Source organism: Peptacetobacter hiranonis, from assembly GCF_008151785.1.
In the GTDB taxonomy this organism is placed as follows: domain Bacteria; phylum Bacillota; class Clostridia; order Peptostreptococcales; family Peptostreptococcaceae; genus Peptacetobacter; species Peptacetobacter hiranonis.
In genome coordinates this window covers 611,257-630,679 of the sequence record NZ_CP036523.1, presented here as the reverse complement: position 1 = coordinate 630,679, position 19,423 = coordinate 611,257, and the positions used below count along the sequence as shown (strand labels likewise).

Annotated in this window: 15 protein-coding genes; 3 read left to right on the top strand and 12 right to left on the bottom strand. The window is 31.9% G+C overall.

The window, feature by feature from the left end:
• Positions 1-305 precede the first annotated feature (305 nt).
• Positions 306-1,031 carry an AzlC family ABC transporter permease gene (locus KGNDJEFE_RS03140; RefSeq protein WP_006439762.1) on the top strand — a complete coding sequence of 242 codons (726 nt, stop codon included), beginning with the start codon at positions 306-308 and terminating at the stop codon, positions 1,029-1,031.
• The gene (locus tag KGNDJEFE_RS03135; protein WP_006439761.1) at positions 1,024-1,347 is read left to right on the top strand and encodes an AzlD domain-containing protein; all 324 of its coding nucleotides are present in this window, start codon (positions 1,024-1,026) and stop codon (positions 1,345-1,347) included. The genes KGNDJEFE_RS03140 and KGNDJEFE_RS03135 overlap by 8 nt, the downstream gene beginning before the upstream one ends.
• Positions 1,348-1,684: 337 nt before the next feature.
• On the opposite strand, the gene KGNDJEFE_RS03130 is transcribed toward KGNDJEFE_RS03135, so the two are convergent.
• From KGNDJEFE_RS03130 to secG, 6 genes are all read right to left on the bottom strand, one after another.
• On the bottom strand, positions 1,685-3,073 hold the full coding sequence (locus tag KGNDJEFE_RS03130) for a ribonuclease R family protein (protein ID WP_006439760.1): 1,389 nt from the start codon (positions 3,071-3,073) through the stop codon (positions 1,685-1,687).
• A gap of 161 nt (positions 3,074-3,234) precedes the next feature.
• A complete protein-coding gene (rnr, locus tag KGNDJEFE_RS03125) occupies positions 3,235-5,367 on the bottom strand; it encodes a ribonuclease R (RefSeq protein ID WP_006439759.1) in 2,133 nt (710 codons plus the stop codon).
• A 661-nt stretch (positions 5,368-6,028) separates the two neighbouring features.
• Positions 6,029-7,285, bottom strand: a complete 1,257-nt coding sequence (locus KGNDJEFE_RS03120; protein ID WP_006439758.1) for an MvaI/BcnI family restriction endonuclease — start codon at positions 7,283-7,285, stop codon at positions 6,029-6,031.
• Positions 7,286-7,297: 12 nt separating this feature from the next.
• Positions 7,298-7,771 carry a helix-turn-helix transcriptional regulator gene (locus KGNDJEFE_RS03115; RefSeq protein ID WP_006439757.1) on the bottom strand — a complete coding sequence of 158 codons (474 nt, stop codon included), beginning with the start codon at positions 7,769-7,771 and terminating at the stop codon, positions 7,298-7,300.
• Positions 7,772-7,925: 154 nt separating this feature from the next.
• Positions 7,926-9,242: a DNA cytosine methyltransferase gene (locus KGNDJEFE_RS03110; protein ID WP_006439756.1), complete on the bottom strand. Its 1,317-nt coding sequence runs from the start codon at positions 9,240-9,242 to the stop codon at positions 7,926-7,928.
• Positions 9,243-9,981: 739 nt separating this feature from the next.
• Complete coding sequence (gene secG / locus KGNDJEFE_RS03105; protein WP_006439755.1) at positions 9,982-10,206, bottom strand: preprotein translocase subunit SecG; 225 nt, start codon at positions 10,204-10,206, stop codon at positions 9,982-9,984.
• Between the two features lie 364 nt (positions 10,207-10,570).
• Here secG and KGNDJEFE_RS03100 point away from each other — a divergent pair, with 364 nt between their 5' ends.
• Positions 10,571-12,292 carry an FAD-dependent oxidoreductase gene (locus tag KGNDJEFE_RS03100; RefSeq protein ID WP_006439754.1) on the top strand — a complete coding sequence of 574 codons (1,722 nt, stop codon included), beginning with the start codon at positions 10,571-10,573 and terminating at the stop codon, positions 12,290-12,292.
• A gap of 401 nt (positions 12,293-12,693) precedes the next feature.
• On the opposite strand, the gene KGNDJEFE_RS03095 is transcribed toward KGNDJEFE_RS03100, so the two are convergent.
• From KGNDJEFE_RS03095 to KGNDJEFE_RS03070, 6 genes are all read right to left on the bottom strand, one after another.
• Positions 12,694-13,059, bottom strand: coding sequence for a hypothetical protein (locus KGNDJEFE_RS03095; protein ID WP_006439753.1), 366 nt, complete (start codon positions 13,057-13,059; stop codon positions 12,694-12,696).
• A 371-nt stretch (positions 13,060-13,430) separates the two neighbouring features.
• Positions 13,431-14,963 carry a 2,3-bisphosphoglycerate-independent phosphoglycerate mutase gene (gpmI, locus tag KGNDJEFE_RS03090; protein ID WP_006439752.1) on the bottom strand — a complete coding sequence of 511 codons (1,533 nt, stop codon included), beginning with the start codon at positions 14,961-14,963 and terminating at the stop codon, positions 13,431-13,433.
• A gap of 66 nt (positions 14,964-15,029) precedes the next feature.
• Positions 15,030-15,773: a triose-phosphate isomerase gene (gene tpiA, locus KGNDJEFE_RS03085; RefSeq protein ID WP_006439751.1), complete on the bottom strand. Its 744-nt coding sequence runs from the start codon at positions 15,771-15,773 to the stop codon at positions 15,030-15,032.
• Positions 15,774-15,818: 45 nt separating this feature from the next.
• Positions 15,819-17,018, bottom strand: a complete 1,200-nt coding sequence (locus tag KGNDJEFE_RS03080) for a phosphoglycerate kinase (protein WP_040410359.1) — start codon at positions 17,016-17,018, stop codon at positions 15,819-15,821.
• A 280-nt stretch (positions 17,019-17,298) separates the two neighbouring features.
• Positions 17,299-18,306, bottom strand: coding sequence for a type I glyceraldehyde-3-phosphate dehydrogenase (gene gap, locus KGNDJEFE_RS03075; protein ID WP_006439749.1), 1,008 nt, complete (start codon positions 18,304-18,306; stop codon positions 17,299-17,301).
• Positions 18,307-18,367: 61 nt separating this feature from the next.
• Positions 18,368-19,390, bottom strand: a complete 1,023-nt coding sequence (locus tag KGNDJEFE_RS03070) for a sugar-binding transcriptional regulator (protein ID WP_006439748.1) — start codon at positions 19,388-19,390, stop codon at positions 18,368-18,370.
• Positions 19,391-19,423 lie beyond the last annotated feature (33 nt).

Here is a 19,423-nt window from a genome sequence, read left to right as displayed (position 1 = left end):
CTGCTTAAAATTTTATTAACTTATCCGATTTGTTCAAATCTAATTTTATAGGGATAATAACTAACTTAGTGGATTGAAGTCATAGACAAAACTCTCTCGACAATCTGGAGACGTGAGGAATTTTTTCAACAAAACTATTTACTTGTACACACGTCGAAGCTGGAGAGGAGTTTGTCTATGACTTCAATCCCTGAGAGTTATTAACATATAATTTTTGATTTAATCCCTTTCTTTATATCATTTTTTACTATATAATATAGTTGGTTAGATTGTTAGAAAATTGTTAAAGAGAGGATGATTTTTTTATGTTCAAGTCTGTGGACAAGAATGCGTTCAGAGACGCTTTTCGTGCGTCTATACCAATTTTTATCGCCTACGTTCCAATTGGTTTAGTTGGTGGTATTTTATTAAATGCATCTGGGGTAAATTTATTCTTTATTTTCTTAATGTCACTTTTAGTCTTTAGTGGAAGTGCTCAGTATATTGCAGCATCTATGATAGCTACTGGAGCACCTATTTCTTCTATAATCGTTACTACATTAATTATAAATTTAAGACATTTTTTAATGAGTTCAAATCTAAATATGGTTATAAAAAATAAAAGCCCAAAATATATACTTCCTTTTGGACTTGGTTTAACGGATGAAACTTTTGCCGTAAATTATGAAAAATATATTTCAGGAAAATGGGATGATACTAGAGCAATGCTAGTAAATTACCTATGTTTAGCAATTTGGCTATTCAGTTTCTGTGCTGGATCATTTTTAGGAAACTTCATAAGCATAGATACTTACATCTCAGGATTTATAATTACTGCACTATTTACAACTATGGTAATGGGAGCAATCAAAAACTTTGTGTACGTTTTAGTTGCAATTATTTCAATTTTATCATTTATACTTCTTTATAGTATGACTCACAGCAGTTTAATAATGGTTGTTTCTCCTATAATCGCATGTGCATCAGGACTTATAATTGAAAAGATTTTAAATACTTCTAAAGATGAGGAAGGAGTTGTTGCAGATGAGTAATATGTCGATATTATTAGTATGTCTTGGAATGGGTGCAGTAACTTATGCACCAAGAGTACTACCACTTCTTCTTTTCGCAGGCAAAGAAATGCCAAACTGGTTAAAAGAAGCTTTAAAATTCGTGCCTGTTGCAATGCTTAGTGCATTAATTGCAAAAGACGTATTTTTCAAGGACGATGCACTATTTATGAGCTTATCAAACCCAAAAGTACTTGCATTTATGATACTAATACCAGTGGCAGCAAAATTCAAATCTATACCTATATCATTAGTAGTAGGTGTAGGAAGTATATTACTTTTTTCAACAATATTATAAATAAAAATTTATATGTTAATAACTCTCAGGGATTGAAGTCATAGACAAGCTCCTCTCCAGCTTCGACGTGTGTACAATTAAATAGTTCTATTGAAAAAATTCCTCACGTCTCCAGATTGTCGAGAGAGCTTTGTCTACACACTTCAATCCACTAAGTTAGTTATTATCCCTATAAAATTTAATTTGAACAAATCGGATAAGTTAATAAAATTTTAAGAAGCTTTTTATTTAAGTTGTTATAATTTTACTTTCTTTTTAATTCTATATAAAAATCAAAACTTTGCCAAGAATATTGATAGTATGTAGCATAGTATCAATAGAATAGGTAATTTTTGATTTATCTCATTAGATATGATTCTTGAATTGCTCTATATATTTTTCTATAATAGTTTTCTGCTTCTCTTTCAGCTCTGTCAGCAGTTCTCGATTTCAATGTGCTTATTTCAGCCACTTCTTCAATAAAGCTTCCATAGTGCTGTCTTCTAGCTTCTGTCATTCTTCCATTCAAATAATCCTTAATTATCCTGTGTATTTGAAGATCTGGATATCTTCTGATAGGTGAAGTAAAGTGACAGTAACAGTCTGTAGCAAGAGTGTAATGCTCTGTGCAAGAGCTAGAATATCTAGCCTGTCTATTTGCCTTTCTAACTATACACTTCAAAAGTTCCTCAACACCTTCATTAGGAACACTGTTTATCATTCTCTGAATGTCTAAAGGTGTTATCTCATCTAATTCAATCTCTCTAAGTCCTAAATCATAAGTAGTTACGAATGTAGAAGGTACTTTATTTTTATTTCTATGAGGATTTTCTAGGATTCGATAAATAAAAGGAATTTCCTCATTTACAAAATGCTTTGCTACAGTTTCATTGGCAACAATCATAAATTCCTCGATTATTATATTTGCAGCCCTTCTCTCTTCTGTGATAAGGTCAATTGGAATTCTATTTTCGTCCAATATTACTCTTTTCTCAGGAGTATCAAAACTCAAAGCACCTCTTTTTATCCTTCTATCTCTCAAAATTTGTGCTAATTTATCAGCCTCTTCAAAATCCTGTATAAAATCTTTATACTGCTCTATTAACTTTTTATCTTTATTTTCTATAATATCTGATACATCATCGTAATTTGTTCTTAGATGAGATGCTATCACACTTTCACAGATCCAATGGTTTACAGTTATCCCATGCTTATCAATTTCAATAAATACTGACAAAGTCAGCTTCTCCTCACCTTGATTTAAACTACATATTCCATTTGAAATCTCTGGTGGAAGCATTGGAATTACCCTATCATTAAGGTAGACAGACGTAGCTCTTCTTCTAGCCATTTTGTCTATGCAGCTGTACTCTCTCACATAATGGCTTACATCTGCAATATGAACGCCTAAAATATAATTCCCATTAAAATTCTTATTTATACTTATTGCATCGTCCAAATCCTTAGAATTTTTTCCATCTATTGTAAAAGTTTTTAAATCCCTCAAATCAACTCTTTTATTTATCTCATATTCAATTCGTTCATCTGAAAGCCTGCACGCTTCTTTGGTTATTCTCTCGTCAAATTCTTCATCTATTCCAAATTCACTCACGTCGAATTTAGATATTTTCAATCTATTTTTTAGATACTCGGATTCTATAGATTTTGAATTTTCCTTAGAAGATTCTGATACAGGTCTTCCATCTTTTATTAATTTTTTTAGTAGGTTGCCATTTTCTGAAATCATATCAAACACCTCCAGAACAAATTAACGCATTGTATTATTTTAAATCTAGTTGTTTATACTATAAATAATTCTCTATATAGCAATTTGTCTACTATAAAAGTATAGTAGACAAATTTGTTTTTATTGTATTTTTATTTAATTACTATTTTATAATTAATAACTTAATATTTTTTAAGTATCTTGAAGTCTATTTCTTTTCTATCTATATCTACGTTTACTACTTTTATTCTTACAGAGTCACCGATTTTGTACATTTTCTTAGTTCTTTCTCCAAGAACACAGAAGTTTTCTTCGTCGTAATTGTAGTAATCATCTCCCATATCGGCAAGTCTTACAAGACCTTCAACGCTGCTAGGTAGCTCTACAAATATACCGAAGTTTGTAACTCCAGAAACAGTACCGTCATATTCCTGACCAATTCTTTTTTCCATGTATACTGCTTTATAGTAATCGTCAACTTCTCTTTCTGCAACATCTGCTGCTCTTTCCTGTTCAGATGAATGGTCTGATGCATAAGACACAACTGCTTCAAAGTGAGCCTTTGCTTTTTTGTCCATTCTTCCATTTATCACTTCTTTTATAACTCTGTGTATCTGAAGGTCAGGATATCTTCTTATTGGAGAAGTGAAGTGGCAGTAGAATTTAGCTGCTAGTCCAAAGTGACCTTCACAGTTTGGAGAATATCTCGCCTGTCTTAAAGATCTAAGCATTATCGCACTTATTGCACTTTCTTCTGGTTTTCCAGCTATCTTTTTAAGAACAGTCTGTAATGCTTTTGGATGGACTTCTTCATCTTTTCCATTATTTACTTTGTATCCAAAGCTAGATATGAATTTTCCTAAAGTAGCCATTTTTTCATCAGATGGGTTTTCGTGAATTCTGTAGACAAATGGCATTGTTAACCAGTAGAAATGTTCTGCAACAATTTCATTTGTAACAAGCATAAACTCTTCTATCATTCTGTTTGCTATTCTTCTTTCGTAAGGCTCTATATCAACAGGAATTCCCTCTGAGTCAAGTACTATCTTAGATTCTGGGAAGTTGAAATCTATAGCTCCTCTTCTATCTCTTTTATCCATAAGGATTCTAGCTAATTCCTCAGCTGTTCTAAAATCGTCTACTAAATGAGCAAATGTTTTGCATAATTTTTCATCATTTTTTTCAAGAATATCAGACACTTCTGTGTAAGTCATTCTCGCTTTTGAGTCTATAACAGTTTCTCTAATATCGTGGTCCACAACTGTACCATGTTTGTCTATTTCCATTATTACAGAAAGTGCAAGTTTATCCTCGCCCCGATTTAAACTGCAGACACCATTAGATAATTCTTTTGGAAGCATTGGAATTACCTTATCTACTAGATAAACTGAAGTCGCTCTTTTTAGTGCTTCTTTGTCTATTTTGCTGCCCTCAGTTACATAATGGCTTACATCTGCTATATGTACCCCAAGTTTGTAGTTTCCATTTTTTAATTTTTCAACAGAAACAGCATCGTCTAAATCCTTAGCATCGTCACCGTCTATTGTGAATATATTCCAATCTCTTAAATCAAGTCTTCCTTCAAAATCAGCCTCTGTTGGAGCAGTTATCTGTTCTGCCTCTCTCTGAACTTTTTTAGGGAAATCATCAGGTAGATTATTTGCCCTTACAATAGAGTCTATTTCAACGTATCTATCTCCCTTTTTCCCTATAACCTCAGTTATTACACCTTCAGGTTTTTTGCCAGCTCTTGGGTATAAAGTTATCTTGCAGACAACTTTGTCCCCAGTAGTTGCGCCGTTAAATCCTGATTTTGGAACGTATACGTCTTTTGTAAGTCTTTTGCTATCTGGAACGACAAATGCAAATCTCGCATCGCATTTCTGGAAAGTACCTACAACCTCAGTTATTTCTCTCTTAACTATTCTAAGTATTTTTCCTTCTGCTCTTCTTTCATCTGTCGCTTCCTTTACAACCTCAGCAACTACTCTATCACCATGCATTGCAGTTTCTACATAGTCAGCTGGAATGAATAAGTCCTGAACAAATTCTTCATCTGACTCAACAAATCCAAATCCTTTTTCGTGTGCGACAAACTTTCCTACAAAAAGTCCTGCCTGTTCTGCAGACATTATTTTGTTCTTTTTAGTTCTAACTACATATCCATCCTGCTCTAATTCTTCTATGAAGTTGTAGAACATTGGTCTTTCTGATGTGTGTATGTCAAATATTTTTGCTAGTTCTTCCATTTTTAGTGGAACATATCCAGGTTCGTTTATTAAACCTACTAATTGTTCTTTTAATCCAGGTATCATAGTTATACCTCCTTCTTTTTTTCTCTAAATTTATATTATTTACTACATATATATCTTTATTGATGTTTACTATATTATACACCTTATTTACTTTTTTTAGGCTAAATCTGTGTTATTTTGTTTGTTTTATTAAATTTTTAGGGAATTTTTTTATTTCTTGTTTATTTTGTTATTTCTCAATATTATATAACAATTTTTAAGATTTTAATATATTTTATCATAAATATTTTTAAAATAAAAAGCACCCAAACTAAATTGAGTGCTTTCTATTTTATACTATTTTAAATTCGCTAAAATTAAATATTATGTTGTTATTCTTAGAATCATAAAAACTATTTTTCTAATTTCACATCATATTTCATTGATATTACTAATATCTTTTTTAAAATTCACTTGATTATTTTTTAATAATCTGTTGATTATGAATAAATATAAATTATTTTTTTTACCTATTTTATACTATTATATTAGTTAGTTATATGTACTCTGTAACATATATAACTATATAATTTTTTAATATTAAATAATCTGATTTATTATTTAAGCATAATATAGCATTCAGCAATTCATAAACCCTTGATACAAAAGATTGTATACTTCTGTACAGCGACTAAACAAAATCTCCAAACTTTTTCATAGCTAAAATCTTTTATATTAATTATTATTCAAATTCAACTACTTCCAAAGATCCAAATAATTCTTTACGAGATCTCGGTTTTATTCTCCAAGCATTTCCCTTGTTTACACCTACATATTTCTCACTAGTTGATGTATGACCTCTCCAATCATAAGTTACTTCTCCACTCTTAATCAGTGAAATAAATGTAGAAAATTTTGGTGATCTAGAAAATTCAATACGCTTGTAATTATACATCACAGTATCGTTGATAACTTTTTTATCTGCAGTAATCCATAGAGTTGCTCTATGTTTTTTATTGAGTGCCTCTTCTAATGCATCAAATGTCCAGAATGCTGTCATTTCATCTTTTTTAGTCTTTCGTCCAGGTCCCATAAGCTTTACAATATTTTTTACTTCATCTACAACTAAATAAAATCCGTGCTTATTCTGAGGCGCATCTTGACAACCTATAGTAATATATAAATCTTTGCATTTAGGATGTTTTTCTGAATCGTATCCATAAATCAAAGGAAATACCTTAACTCTATGTTTATCATTGGGTTCCACTTCTTCAATATAAGTTCCTTCAAATGATGGTCTCAATGTAAGTAACGTATCTTTAGTTGATTTACTACCTTTTCCTTTAAGTTCAAGAACCCCTTCTATATCTCCGTCTTTACGGTTATTAGTTTCAACTTTCATTTCATGTTCTAATGTCTCACCAACATCTTTGGGAGATTCCTTTCCCTTTCCTTTTACATTAGGAACAAAAGTGTTCTTTTGAACAATTCTTTTTAAGTCATCTTTTATCATATCAAAAGCCTGATTTACTGTATCAATACCTATCTGACTAGAAATATAATCAATACTAGGTGTATTGCGTGTCAAATTGATTATAAATAAACACTTTTTACCATCTACTTTTTCATATGTAGAAAAATATATTAAATCCCCCTCACATATCTCACCCTCACGACAACACTTCGACAAACCATAAAAAGACCATCTTCTATCACCTCGTTTACCATTGACAATATAAAAATTCATATCAATTAATTTTGAATATTCAGGTAATATAAATAATGCTTGTGTCATCACACCATTTTCTTTTCCGTGATCTAACTTTTCATAATCTACAATATTCATTTTTTTCAACATTGTTCGAAAAAAGCCATTGCAGTCTGTATTATTTTTTCTCATCATGGTATTTGTCATACGCACAATAGCATATTCACTATTCTGGATTTTCTGTATATTCATTATTTCTTCTTTTTCATCTGTATAGGGTATAAATATCATTTTATTTCCTCCTTAATTATTTCTTTTTAGTAACACCGAGAGATCACTACTTACAGCATAGGCTAGCTCATTCATTGTTGAGATTCTCGGATTTTTTATTTTACCTTTTAAAATTCTGCTTATAGTTGTTTGATCTATTCCGTAGCCTTTGCTACTAATACTTAATTCCAATCTATTCAGTTTTTTTAGACGATTTCGTATATTATCCGCAAAAATTAGCAAATAATCATCCTCAAAATAGCCTGACCTTTCCCTTTCAAAGGACCTTGTACATAAATTCGCTGGATTTACATTTAAAGCTTTTGATATTCTTAAAAGAGTTTTTAGCTGTATATCCTGTTCACCTTTTTCTAAACGACTCAATCCAACACGGTAATATTCTGCTTTTTCAACTAGCTTTATTTTACTCAATCCCTGTCGCTTTCGTTCGATACTGATATTATTACCAATTATTAATAACAATTTTCTGTAATCTGATTCTGGCATATTACTTACCTCCTAATAATTAATATACACTATTTCACCTTATTAAAATCGGCATTTAACTATCATTATTACCGGCTTTAATCACTTCAATATTTTAGAAATAAAAAAAGTATTATAAAAAAATGAGGATAGACATTAGCTATCCTCATTTTTTTTATAATACTTTTTTTATTTCTAAGGCTATTGCCTTAGCTAACAATGGTGGTACCGCATTGCCCACTTGAGTGTATTGGGGTATCTCTTTTCTTCGTAATAATCCTCCAGTTGTACGCTTTCCTAAAAATTCAAATGAATCATCAAAAGATTGACATCTTGCCATTTCTCTAACACTAAAGGTTCTTGGTTCCCATGGACTAATATAATCATCTGCAATCGTTACAACTGTAGCTGATGGTTGTGTTGGAGAAAATCTCTGTCTAATATTCTTTTTAGTAAGTAGAATTTCTACCTGTTCCTTAGAGCAACCTCTTTTTTTAAACAATTCTATAACACTATTCTTATTCATACCTAATTTTTCACAACAAAGATTTATTAACGCTGGTTTGTCGGATATATCAATACCTTTTTCCATAATCCTTTTTTTTAAAACTGTTCCAGTTTCACCTGGTTCAAACAAACTGAATCTTTCCCTTACAATATCCGTTTGCTTTGACAACTCTATATTCAACTTTTTTTTTGATGGAATAGTTTTACCATCAATTCCTGGTGTTCTTCCATTAATGCTATCTATTTGATACTGGGATAATTCTTTGTTCACTAAATCTCTTTGTTTCTCATCAGTTATTAAATCACCAATAGCTTCTTGAAGAGAAACATAGTTCTCTGGAGCTACTGTAGGTTCTGGATACTGTGGTTGTTTTAGACCTTTTTTATATCCTATAAAAATAATTCTATTTCGTCTTTGTGGAACACCATAATCTGCAGCATTAAGAATTCTGGGTTCTAACGTATCATACCCTATTTCATTCAACTCTCTTCTCAGAATATCTGGAGTAACACTTCCATCTGGATAAGCTATTCCTGTAATACCAACATATCCCATGAATTGCATATCTGCAAAACCCTCTACATTTTCTAAAACAATATATTTTGGCTTTATTTCATCAACAACTCGGACATATTCACCAAACAACATATTTCTAGGATCAGATTTATCTCTTCTGCCAGCTCTTGAAAAACCTTGACAACTAGGTCCACCTATTAGTAAATCAATCTCTGGTATTTTTTGATTCTTAAAAATATCAAGACTTTCAATACATTTAAAAATAGTTTCTCCAGTTAAATCTCTTATATCAGAACGTTCAAACCAAGTATTTTTGCCCTGAATTAAACCGAGTTGCTCATGTCTATTTTTATATGTAACTTCTACCATTTCACTAATATCTGAACTAAATAAAATATGAAATCCTGCTTGAATAAGCCCTTCAGAACATCCCCCCGCACCACAAAATAAATCTACAGCATATGGCATTTTTTCAACTCCTTTCTGATATTTTTACTTGTAAATTCTAACATATTTGCCTTTAAAAGTCCAGGCCAATCTTACAAACCTGTATATTCCATTGCAAATGCAAATATTCACCTAATCCTAGTTTATTTTCCTAAATTTTTTTAATTGATTCTATTAATAAATTCATAATTTGCATTATATATGTTATAACAAAATATAATAATCGATATATCTACAGTGCCAAACAAATCGTTAATAATTTCAAAACAAATACATAACTCAAGATTATTATTATAAAAATAGTTAATAACAATAGACAAAAAACTGACTGTTACTCATTAATATTATAAATACTATTAGCAACTTAATAAATGTTAGAATAATAAAAATTAATCTCTATTATTTTCAAAAATACCTTTCATCTATAGGATGTACAAAAAATTAAAACTTAACACAAAATTTCACAATTACTTTTGTAGTAATTTATATAAATATAATAAAAAAAATATATAATATTTAAAGTTATATTTTTTATGTGATAAACTATATATGTTATTTATTTTATACTCTTCCTTTTATAATCTTTTATAATTATTGAATAACTATAATTATCAAGATTAGTTTTTTTATTAAACTAACAATATAAATTTTACTTTCTATATAAAAATACCGTCGATTTCTAACAACATCAACGGTATCTTCTACTTCAAAATTAAATTTAATTTTAAAATCCTCTAGTCTGACAATGGCCGGTTGCAGACTATTTTGTAACTATAATTAATGCTAGTGCATTTAAAAAGAATAAAACTGACACTACTTTAGTTACTTTGTTTAAAAATGCCTGTTTTCCCTTTGGTTTGAAGTATGTCTGATTTCCTTCTGCTCCATACTGAGAAGGCATAGCAGTTTTATTTTCCTGTGGCATTATAACTATTATTAAAGCTATACCAAGTGCAACCTGTAACGCCATTAAAACATTAACCATACTGTTCCCTCCTGTTTATCGAATATATTCTTACATTTTAGTGTAACATATATTTCGCTATTTTTCAACAAATTATAAACTTGAATAATAATTTTTAATTCAAAAATTATCTACTTCTGTTAAAAAAGTTCAACAACATATACGTCACAAATTTTACATTTGGTTATAATTTACTGCGACAAAAATTGTTAAAATATTCATACATTATATGACATTTTCTATCTTTTTTATTAAATAGCATTTTTTCAAAATATTGCAACATAGACTTTTTAAAATCCTTCTTATATACTCAATTATGTAGAAATAGTTTTATTTTTAACAAGAATTGTATTATTTTTTTGTATTGTAAAGGGAGGATTTTTCGATGGCAAATTATATTCCAGGCACTTATGAAGGTGCTGCTCGTGGTTATCGAGGAAAATTAGTAGTTAATGTAACTGTAACTGAAGACAAAATATCTGATATTCAGATAGTTAAACACAAAGAAGTTCGTGGTCTTGCTTGGGATCTTCCAACATCTCCAATAGAAGTAATTCCACCACAGATTATAGAATTCCAATCACTTAATATACCTCTTGTTAATGGTGCAGACCTTACAAGTCAAGCTATATTAGACGCTGTAGCAAGTGCTTTAAAAGAAGCCGGTGCTACTGACGAGGATATCGAAGCTTTAAAAAATGTTCCATATCCTTTAACTGAGGAAGCAAAAGATGAGATATTAAATGTAGATATAGCTGTTTTTGGAGCTGGAGCAGGTGGTTTAGCTGCTGCAATTGAAGCTAAAGAGGCAGGCAAAAATGTTGTACTTATAGAAAAACAAGGGATCACAGGTGGTTCTACTGCTCGTTCAGGAGGAAAACTTCTTGGATGTGGTACAAAATGGCAGAAAAAACAGGGAATTCACGATACTGTAGAAGATTGTTACGACTATCTAATGGAAGTTGGTAATCGTCGTGGAGATTTCATGAACCCTTCTAAAAATAGATACTTAGTAGATAATTTAAATGATACTTTAGATTGGCTATGTGGTATGGGGTACGAGGTTCAGGACGTTGAAGCAATACACGTTTCACTTCAGCCTTGGCGTGTTCACAACAGTATGGGCGGTGGTGGACAGACAAATGGTCAAGGTGGAGAAATAACTACTCCAATGACTCACCACTATGTAGATAAGTTAAATGGAGAAATAATTTACAATACTGCTTTAAAAGAATTATTAACTGACGAAACTGGAAGAGTTGTCGGTGCTGTGTGCGATAAATTAGATGGCTCAAAATTAACTGTTTACGCAAAAGACGCTGTTATAATCACTACTGGAGGATATGCTAGAAACAAAGAAATGTGTTCAAGATATCCAGTTGCACACTACTTCTCTACTGCTCCAAAGAGCAATACTGGTGAAGGTCTAGTTGCTGCAGAAAATATAGGAGCTAAAAACCTAGTTCATCCAGGTGTTCAGGTTGTATATACTAGTTTAACTTGTGGAATAGGTATAAATGACGAATCTGGATTAATTGTTAATGAAAGAGGAGAGCGTGTTGTAAATGAATGGAGCTATCAGTACCACGTTTCAGACGCTATTGCAAATTCTAACAGCAACTGCGGTTGGTATATAACTAGTGGAAATGAGCCTTATGGTGGTGTTCAGTATGGATTTAAACAGGCTTTAGATGGTGTTAGCAGAGATAAAGTTGCAGATAGTATAGAAGAATTAGCTGAAAAAATCCATATAGATCCAAAAACTTTAAGAGCAACATATGATAGATATTGCGAATTAGTTGAAAAAGGTGAAGACGAAGATTTTGGTAAACCTGCTAAATTCCTTCATCCAATAGAAGGACCAAAATTTGCTGCACTTAGATTACATCCTTGTGTAACTGTTACTTTTGGTGGTCTTGAAACTGATTTATCTTCAAGAGTTTTAGATAATAATGGTGATCCAATACCAGGATTATTCGCAGCTGGAGAGGTTGCAGGAACTGGTATGTATGGAACAGAATATCCAACTTGTGGAACATCAATTGGTGGAGCACTATTCTATGGAAGAATTGCGGGAAGAATGGCTTCAGGAAAATCAATGTTATAAGAATATATAAAAAAGATGGCGATTTTTTATCGGCATCTTTTTATTTTATCCATAAAAGAAGAGTTGATATATTATATTTTGCTCCAGGCTTCGTCGATTTCTTCTCTTGTTCGAACTCCGTTCGAATCTAAGGTCGAAATCAACTCCAGATTGTCGCATCAATATAATATACTCAACTCTTTTTATAATTTTCAATTTAAAAAGATTGCCGATAAAAATTTCGCCATCTTATTTTTATATATTTATAACTGGAGTAACTCGCAAGTGTCGCTAGAGTAGTAGTTATTTATCTTGCTATTTTTATTTTGTAAATTAATTCATTCTATTTTATAAAATTGCTTTTCCTTTTGTATAATGAAAACCGTTATATATTGTCGAACAATGTAATGTTCTCAAGTTTTTTATTCGTTCATTTTCTTATTTTTATGATCTAAGTATACATTCACAGCAATGTTTATTATTATGTATATATTTGATACCTTTATTCCAAATATATACATTATTACTGTAATTAATCCTAGTATCCATAAAGTCAGACATATTTTATTGTTTGTTTCTTTTGGGTATACGCTTTTTCTTATTACTCCAGATGTTCCTAGATAGCCGACTAAAATTATTAAGTATACTCCCCATATTGTGAGGATTGAATCGCCAATTCCAAGATGATTGAATGCACTTCCAAATAAAATAAACGAAACTAACAATACACCTATAAGTACAATTATATTAGATAATTTACTATACATTTTTTTAGAGAAGTTTATCATTTTTTTCACTCCTTAAAATTTATTTTTAAGACGTCTTTTAGGTGTTTTTATGTTATCATCGTTTTGTTTTTAACACAATAGTAGAGAATAATCTGTAATTATATTGTCACTAACTTAATCCGAACTTATTTTCCTATTTTTCAACAAATTATAAACTTGGATAATAAATTTTACATTTTTAACAAAAGAAAAAGAGCCACTGCAAATTGCAATGACTCTATCCGTATATATTAACCTTACTCTGTGTACAGACAAAATTTATTTGATGGATAAATTTTAAAGTTTTATTATTTTATTATATTTTTTATGTAATCCATACTCAGAAAAGATATCAATATCTATTATTTTTAATTAATCAGTACTAAAAAATACTATCTAACTATTAGAGTGTGACCAGTCATTTCTTTTGGCTGTTCCATTCCCATCATGTCAAGTACTGTTGGAGCTATGTCTGATAATCTTCCGTCGTCAAGAAGTTTTGCTCCTTTAAATTCTTCTCCAGCTACTATAAATGGAACTGGATTTGTTGAATGAGCTGTTACAGTTTTTCCTGTTTCAGGATCTGTCATAAGTTCAGCATTTCCGTGGTCAGCAGTTATTATTAAGCTTCCACCTTTTGCTATTATCTTATCAGCTAATTCTCCAACACATTTGTCAACAGTTTCAACAGCTTTTACTGCTGCGTCCATGCTTCCTGTGTGTCCAACCATGTCTGGGTTTGCGAAGTTTACAACTATGAAGTCGTATTTATCTTCGTTTAATTTTTCTTCTACATTTGCAAGTAGTTCGTTTGCAGACATTTCTGGCTGTAAATCGTAAGTTGCTACTTTTGGAGAAGGGATTAATAATCTGTCTTCTCCTTCGTTAGGTTCTTCTACACCACCGTTGAAGAAGAATGTAACGTGAGCATATTTTTCTGTTTCTGCTGCTCTTAACTGAAGTTTTCCGTTTTTAGCTAGGTATTCACCTAGTGTATTTACAAGAGTTTCAGGTTTGTACGCAACATTAACATCATCGTTTATAGCTGCATCGTATTCAGTTAAGCATACGAAATATGTATTGAAGAATTCTCTAGAGAATCCATCAAAATCTTTAACAGCTATTGCTTTTGTTATCTGTCTTGCTCTATCTGGTCTGAAGTTGAAGAATATTACAGAATCATTTTCTTTTATTGTAGCTACAGGTTTACCATCTTTTTCGATTACTGTAGGTACTATAAATTCGTCGTTTATATCATCTGCGTAAGATTTTTCTATAGCATCTAATATACATTCTGATTTGTTTCCTTCACCTTTAACCATTGCATTGTATGCAAGTTCTACTCTTTCCCATCTGTTATCTCTGTCCATTGCATAGTATCTTCCTGATACTGTTGCAAATTCACCGACACCAGCTTCTTTCATAGCTTCAAGAGTTTCTTTAGCATATCCTATTGCACTTCTTGGATCAGTATCTCTACCATCTGTAAATGCATGAACATATACTTTTTCTACTCCTTTTTTAGCTGCCATGTCTAAAAGACCTTTTAAATGTTCTATGTGAGAATGTACTCCACCATCAGATAATAATCCCATTATGTGTAGTGCATTTTCTTTTGCGTTTTCCATTGCCTGACAAAGAACTTCATTAGTGAAGAAATCTCCGTCCTGTATTGATTTTGTTATTCTTGTAAGTGGCTGGTATACTATTCTTCCTGCACCTATGTTTGTATGACCAACTTCTGAGTTACCCATCTGTCCATCAGGAAGACCTACATCTAGCCCACTTGCTCTCATTAAAGTGCATGGATAATCAGTAGATAATCTATCTAAGTTTGGAGTTTTTGCTGTGTATATAGCATTTCCGTCGTGTTCTTTAGAATATCCATATCCATCCATTATTACTAATGCTACTGGTTTTTTCATATTTATATCTCCTTAAAACTATACTCTTAAATCTATCACTTATCGTAATTAATCTAATAGTATTAATTAGAAGTTAAGTAATGCAAGGAAATCTTCAGCTTTTAAGCTTGCTCCACCAACTAATGCACCATCTATATCACTCTGTGCCATTATTTCAGCTACATTTGCTGGTTTAACAGATCCACCGTACTGTATTCTAACTTCTTCAGCTAATTCTCCGTATAATCCTTTAACAACTTCTCTTATATAAGCTATTACGTCGTTTGCCTGTTCTGAAGTTGCAGTTTTTCCAGTTCCTATAGCCCATATTGGTTCGTAAGCTATTACAACTTTTGCTAAATCTTCTTTAGCTACATCTTTAAGAGCAGCTTCAACCTGAACTTTAACTACATCTTTAGTTTTGTCAGCTTCTCTTTCTTCTAATGTTTCACCACAGCAAACTATTGGATCTATACCAACTTCTAAAGCTTTTAATACTTTTTTGTTTACTGTTTCATCAGTTTCGTTGAAGTACTGTCTTCTTTCAGAATGTCCTATTATAACATAGTCCATACCTATTTCTTTAAGCATTGCTGGTGCAACTTCTCCAGTGAAAGCTCCGTTATCTTCAAAGTGCATGTTCTGAGCACCTATTTTTATATCAGTACCTACTACTGCTTCTTTAAGGTCTTTTAATAATGTGAAAGGTGCACATATAACTGCTTCAGCTTTATCTGGGCAAGTTTTTCCTTTAACTGCTTCAGCGAATTCTAAAGCTTCTTTTATAGTTTTATTCATTTTCCAGTTTCCTGCTATTATAGGTTTTCTCATGTTTTTATTCCTCCAAAATTTTATCTATTTTATAGTATATTCTTCTTATTTTGCGTCTAAAGAAGCTATACCTGGTAATTCTTTTCCTTCTAAGAATTCAAGAGATGCTCCACCACCTGTAGATATGTGAGTCATTTTATCTCCGAATCCCATCTGGTTAACAGCTGCTGCAGAGTCTCCACCACCTATTATAGTAACGGCTTCTGTTTCTGCCATAGCTTTTGCTACTGCTTCAGTACCTTTTGCGAAGTTTTTGAATTCAAATACACCCATTGGTCCGTTCCATACAACTGTTTTAGCTGCTTTAACTTCATTAGCGAATAATTCAGCAGTTTTTGGTCCTATATCAAGACCTTCACAGTCAGCTGGTATATCTCTTCCTTCAGATATCATTGGAGTTTCATTTTCTCCAAACTTAGCAGCGTAAGTTACGTCTATTGGTAATAATAATTTAACACCTTTAGCTTCAGCTTTAGCCATCATTTCTTTTACGTAATCTATTTTATCTTCTTCACAAAGTGAGTTTCCTATTTCATGTCCCATAGCTTTAAGGAATGTATATCCCATTCCTCCACCTATTATAAGTGTGTCTACTTTGTCTAATAAGTTGTTTATAACACCTAATTTATCAGAAACTTTTGCTCCACCTAATATTGCAACGAAAGGTCTTTCTGGAGTTTCAACAGCTTCTCCTAAGAATTTTAATTCTTTCTGTATTAAGTATCCGCAAGCTCTTTCTTCTAAGAATTCACCAGCACCTACTGTTGAGCAGTGAGCTCTATGAGCAGTACCGAAAGCATCGTTTACGAATATTTCTGCAAGTGATGCTAATTCTTTTGAGAAGTTTTCTTCGTTTTTAGTTTCTTCTTTTCTATATCTAGTGTTCTGAAGTAGTATTACTTCTCCGTCTTTCATTTCTGCAGCTGCTTTTTTAGCATTTTCGCCAACTACACAGTCATCTGCAGCGAATTTTACTTCCTGTCCTAACATTTCAGATAATCTTTTTGCTACTGGTGCTAAAGATAATTCTGGTTTTGCTTCTCCCTTTGGTTTACCTAAGTGTGAGCAAAGTATTACTCTAGCATTGTGGTCTATAAGGTATTTTATTGTTGGTAGTGCACCGTTTAATCTGTTTTCATCAGTTATTACACCGTCTTTTAGAGGCACATTGAAGTCGCATCTTACTAATACTCTTTTACCTGCAACCTGTATATCTTCGATTGTTTTTTTGTTAAGCATTGACATAAGTAATTTCTCCTTTTATTTGAAGTATTTTTTAAAAGTATGACTTAATCACACTTCCCTATTATAAATATACCATATTATTTATATTTTATGTACATTATTTCTATTTTCCGTATTTACAAAAAAAGCCCGAGTCCGCAGTAACAAAACTACAAACTAGGACTTTTTTCGTCTGAAGTACATTAATAACTCTGTATGTATGGGGGTACATACATCATATTAAGGTTTAAATGTATTCAAGTTTTATATTATAAAGTGTATATAGGTTAACAATTTTAAATTATTTGCTTAATCCTGCAAAGTATCCTAATGTTCTTATTAACTGAGAAGTATAAGACATTTCGTTATCGTACCAAGAAACAACTTTAACTAACTGCTGTCCGTCTACTTCCATAACTCTTGTCTGAGTAGCATCGAATAATGATCCGTAGCTCATACCAACTATATCAGAAGATACTATCATGTCTTCATTGTATCCGAATGATTCGTTAGCTGCTTCTTTCATTGCTGCGTTTACTTCTTCAACTGTAACTTTTTTACCTAAAGTACAAACTAATTCAGTTAATGAACCAGTTACTACTGGAACTCTCTGTGCAGCTCCGTCTAATTTACCGTTTAATTCTGGTATAACTAAACCTATAGCTTTTGCAGCACCAGTTGTGTTAGGAACTATGTTTCCAGCTGCAGCTCTAGCTCTTCTTAAATCACCTTTTGGATGAGGGCCATCTAATGTATTCTGGTCATTAGTGTAAGCATGTATAGTTGTCATAAGACCTTTTTCTAATGTGAATTTGTCGTTTAATGCTTTTGCCATTGGAGCTAAGCAGTTTGTTGTACAAGAAGCACCAGATATAACTGTTTCTGTACCATCTAATATATCACTGTTTACGTTGTAAACTATTGTTTTTAAATCTCCTGTTGCTGGAGCTGATATAACAACTTTTTTAGCACCTGCTTTTATATGAGCTTCTGCTTTATCTTTTGAAGTGAAGAATCCTGTACATTCAAGAACTATATCAACGTTTAATTCTTTCCAAGGTAAGTTTTCTGGATTTCTTTCAGCTGTTACCTGTATTTCTTTTCCGTTAACTACGAAAGCACCTTCTTTAACTTCTATTTCACCGTTGAATCTTCCCTGTGCTGTATCGTATTTGAATAAATGTGCAAGCATTTTTGCATCTGTTAAGTCATTTATTGCCACTACATCGAATTTTTCTGGCTGTTCCATCATCTTTCTTAATGCTAATCTACCTATTCTACCAAAACCATTTATAGCTACTTTTACCATGTCGCTACCTCCTAAAGTAATTTAAAAATTTTATTTTTGCGGCTTTACCGTAATTATATACTTATTTATATTCAAGTATTTTCTGAGCACTAAGCTCATCTGTTATAAGAACTAAGTTCTTGTTTATTTCAGATATTGCCATAAAAGCCTCTACTTTTTCGACTCCGGCGAATATCAAAATATTCTCTTTAACTTTTGAGTAGGTATCAAGATCTATACCTACTGTGCTAAGTCTGTGTACCACATTTCCATCTTTATCGAAGTAATAACCAAAAGCTTCACCGACTGCATTGCTATCAAGAATCTCTTTTTTAAGATTTTCATCAAGATGTCTTCTCTCTGCCATCACATCAGCTCTTCCTACACTAAAAACTAATATATCAGTTTCTGTTATATGCTTTAATGTTCTTCTTATATCTGGAATCTGTGCTAAAGTTCTCATAGCATCTTCTCCAAGCTCATCTGGGATATGAAGTAGTTCATAATCTGAATGGATGTTTTTTCCTAATCTAGCTGTTATGCTGTTTGACTGAGTTTCAACCTCTGTCCCAACACTTCCTCTAGCAGGAACTACTAATGAATCTTCGAATTTCTTTTCTGTTTTCACAGAATCCGCAAATTCTAGCATCGTTGTTCCACCAGTTATTGCTACCTTATCTCCATCTTTTAATACACTTAAGAAGTACTCTGAACCTTCCTTAGCTACATCTCTTAAAACTGTTTCATCATCTTCACAGTTTCTTGGGACAACTACAACTTTCTTAATTCCAAGCTTTTCTCTAACCTGTTCCTGAAGGTTTGTTATACCCATTATATCGACCATAACATCTTTTAATTTTTTAAGAAGTTCTTCTCCTTCTTCTGTTACAGTCATTCCTGATACAGCTACATTTATCAGACCTTGCTCTTTTAAAAATTCTGTCTCTGTTCTTGCAACCCTCTCACTTATTCCTAAGCGATTTGAAAGAGTTCTTCTTCCAATTGGCTGACTAACAGATATTTGTCTGAGTATTATATATCTTCTTTCCATAAGCTCTATCGCATGTGGGATGAGCTTTTTCTGTATCTCTATCAACTTTCTCATAATTACTCCTTCTTGCTTTTCTGATTGGGACTT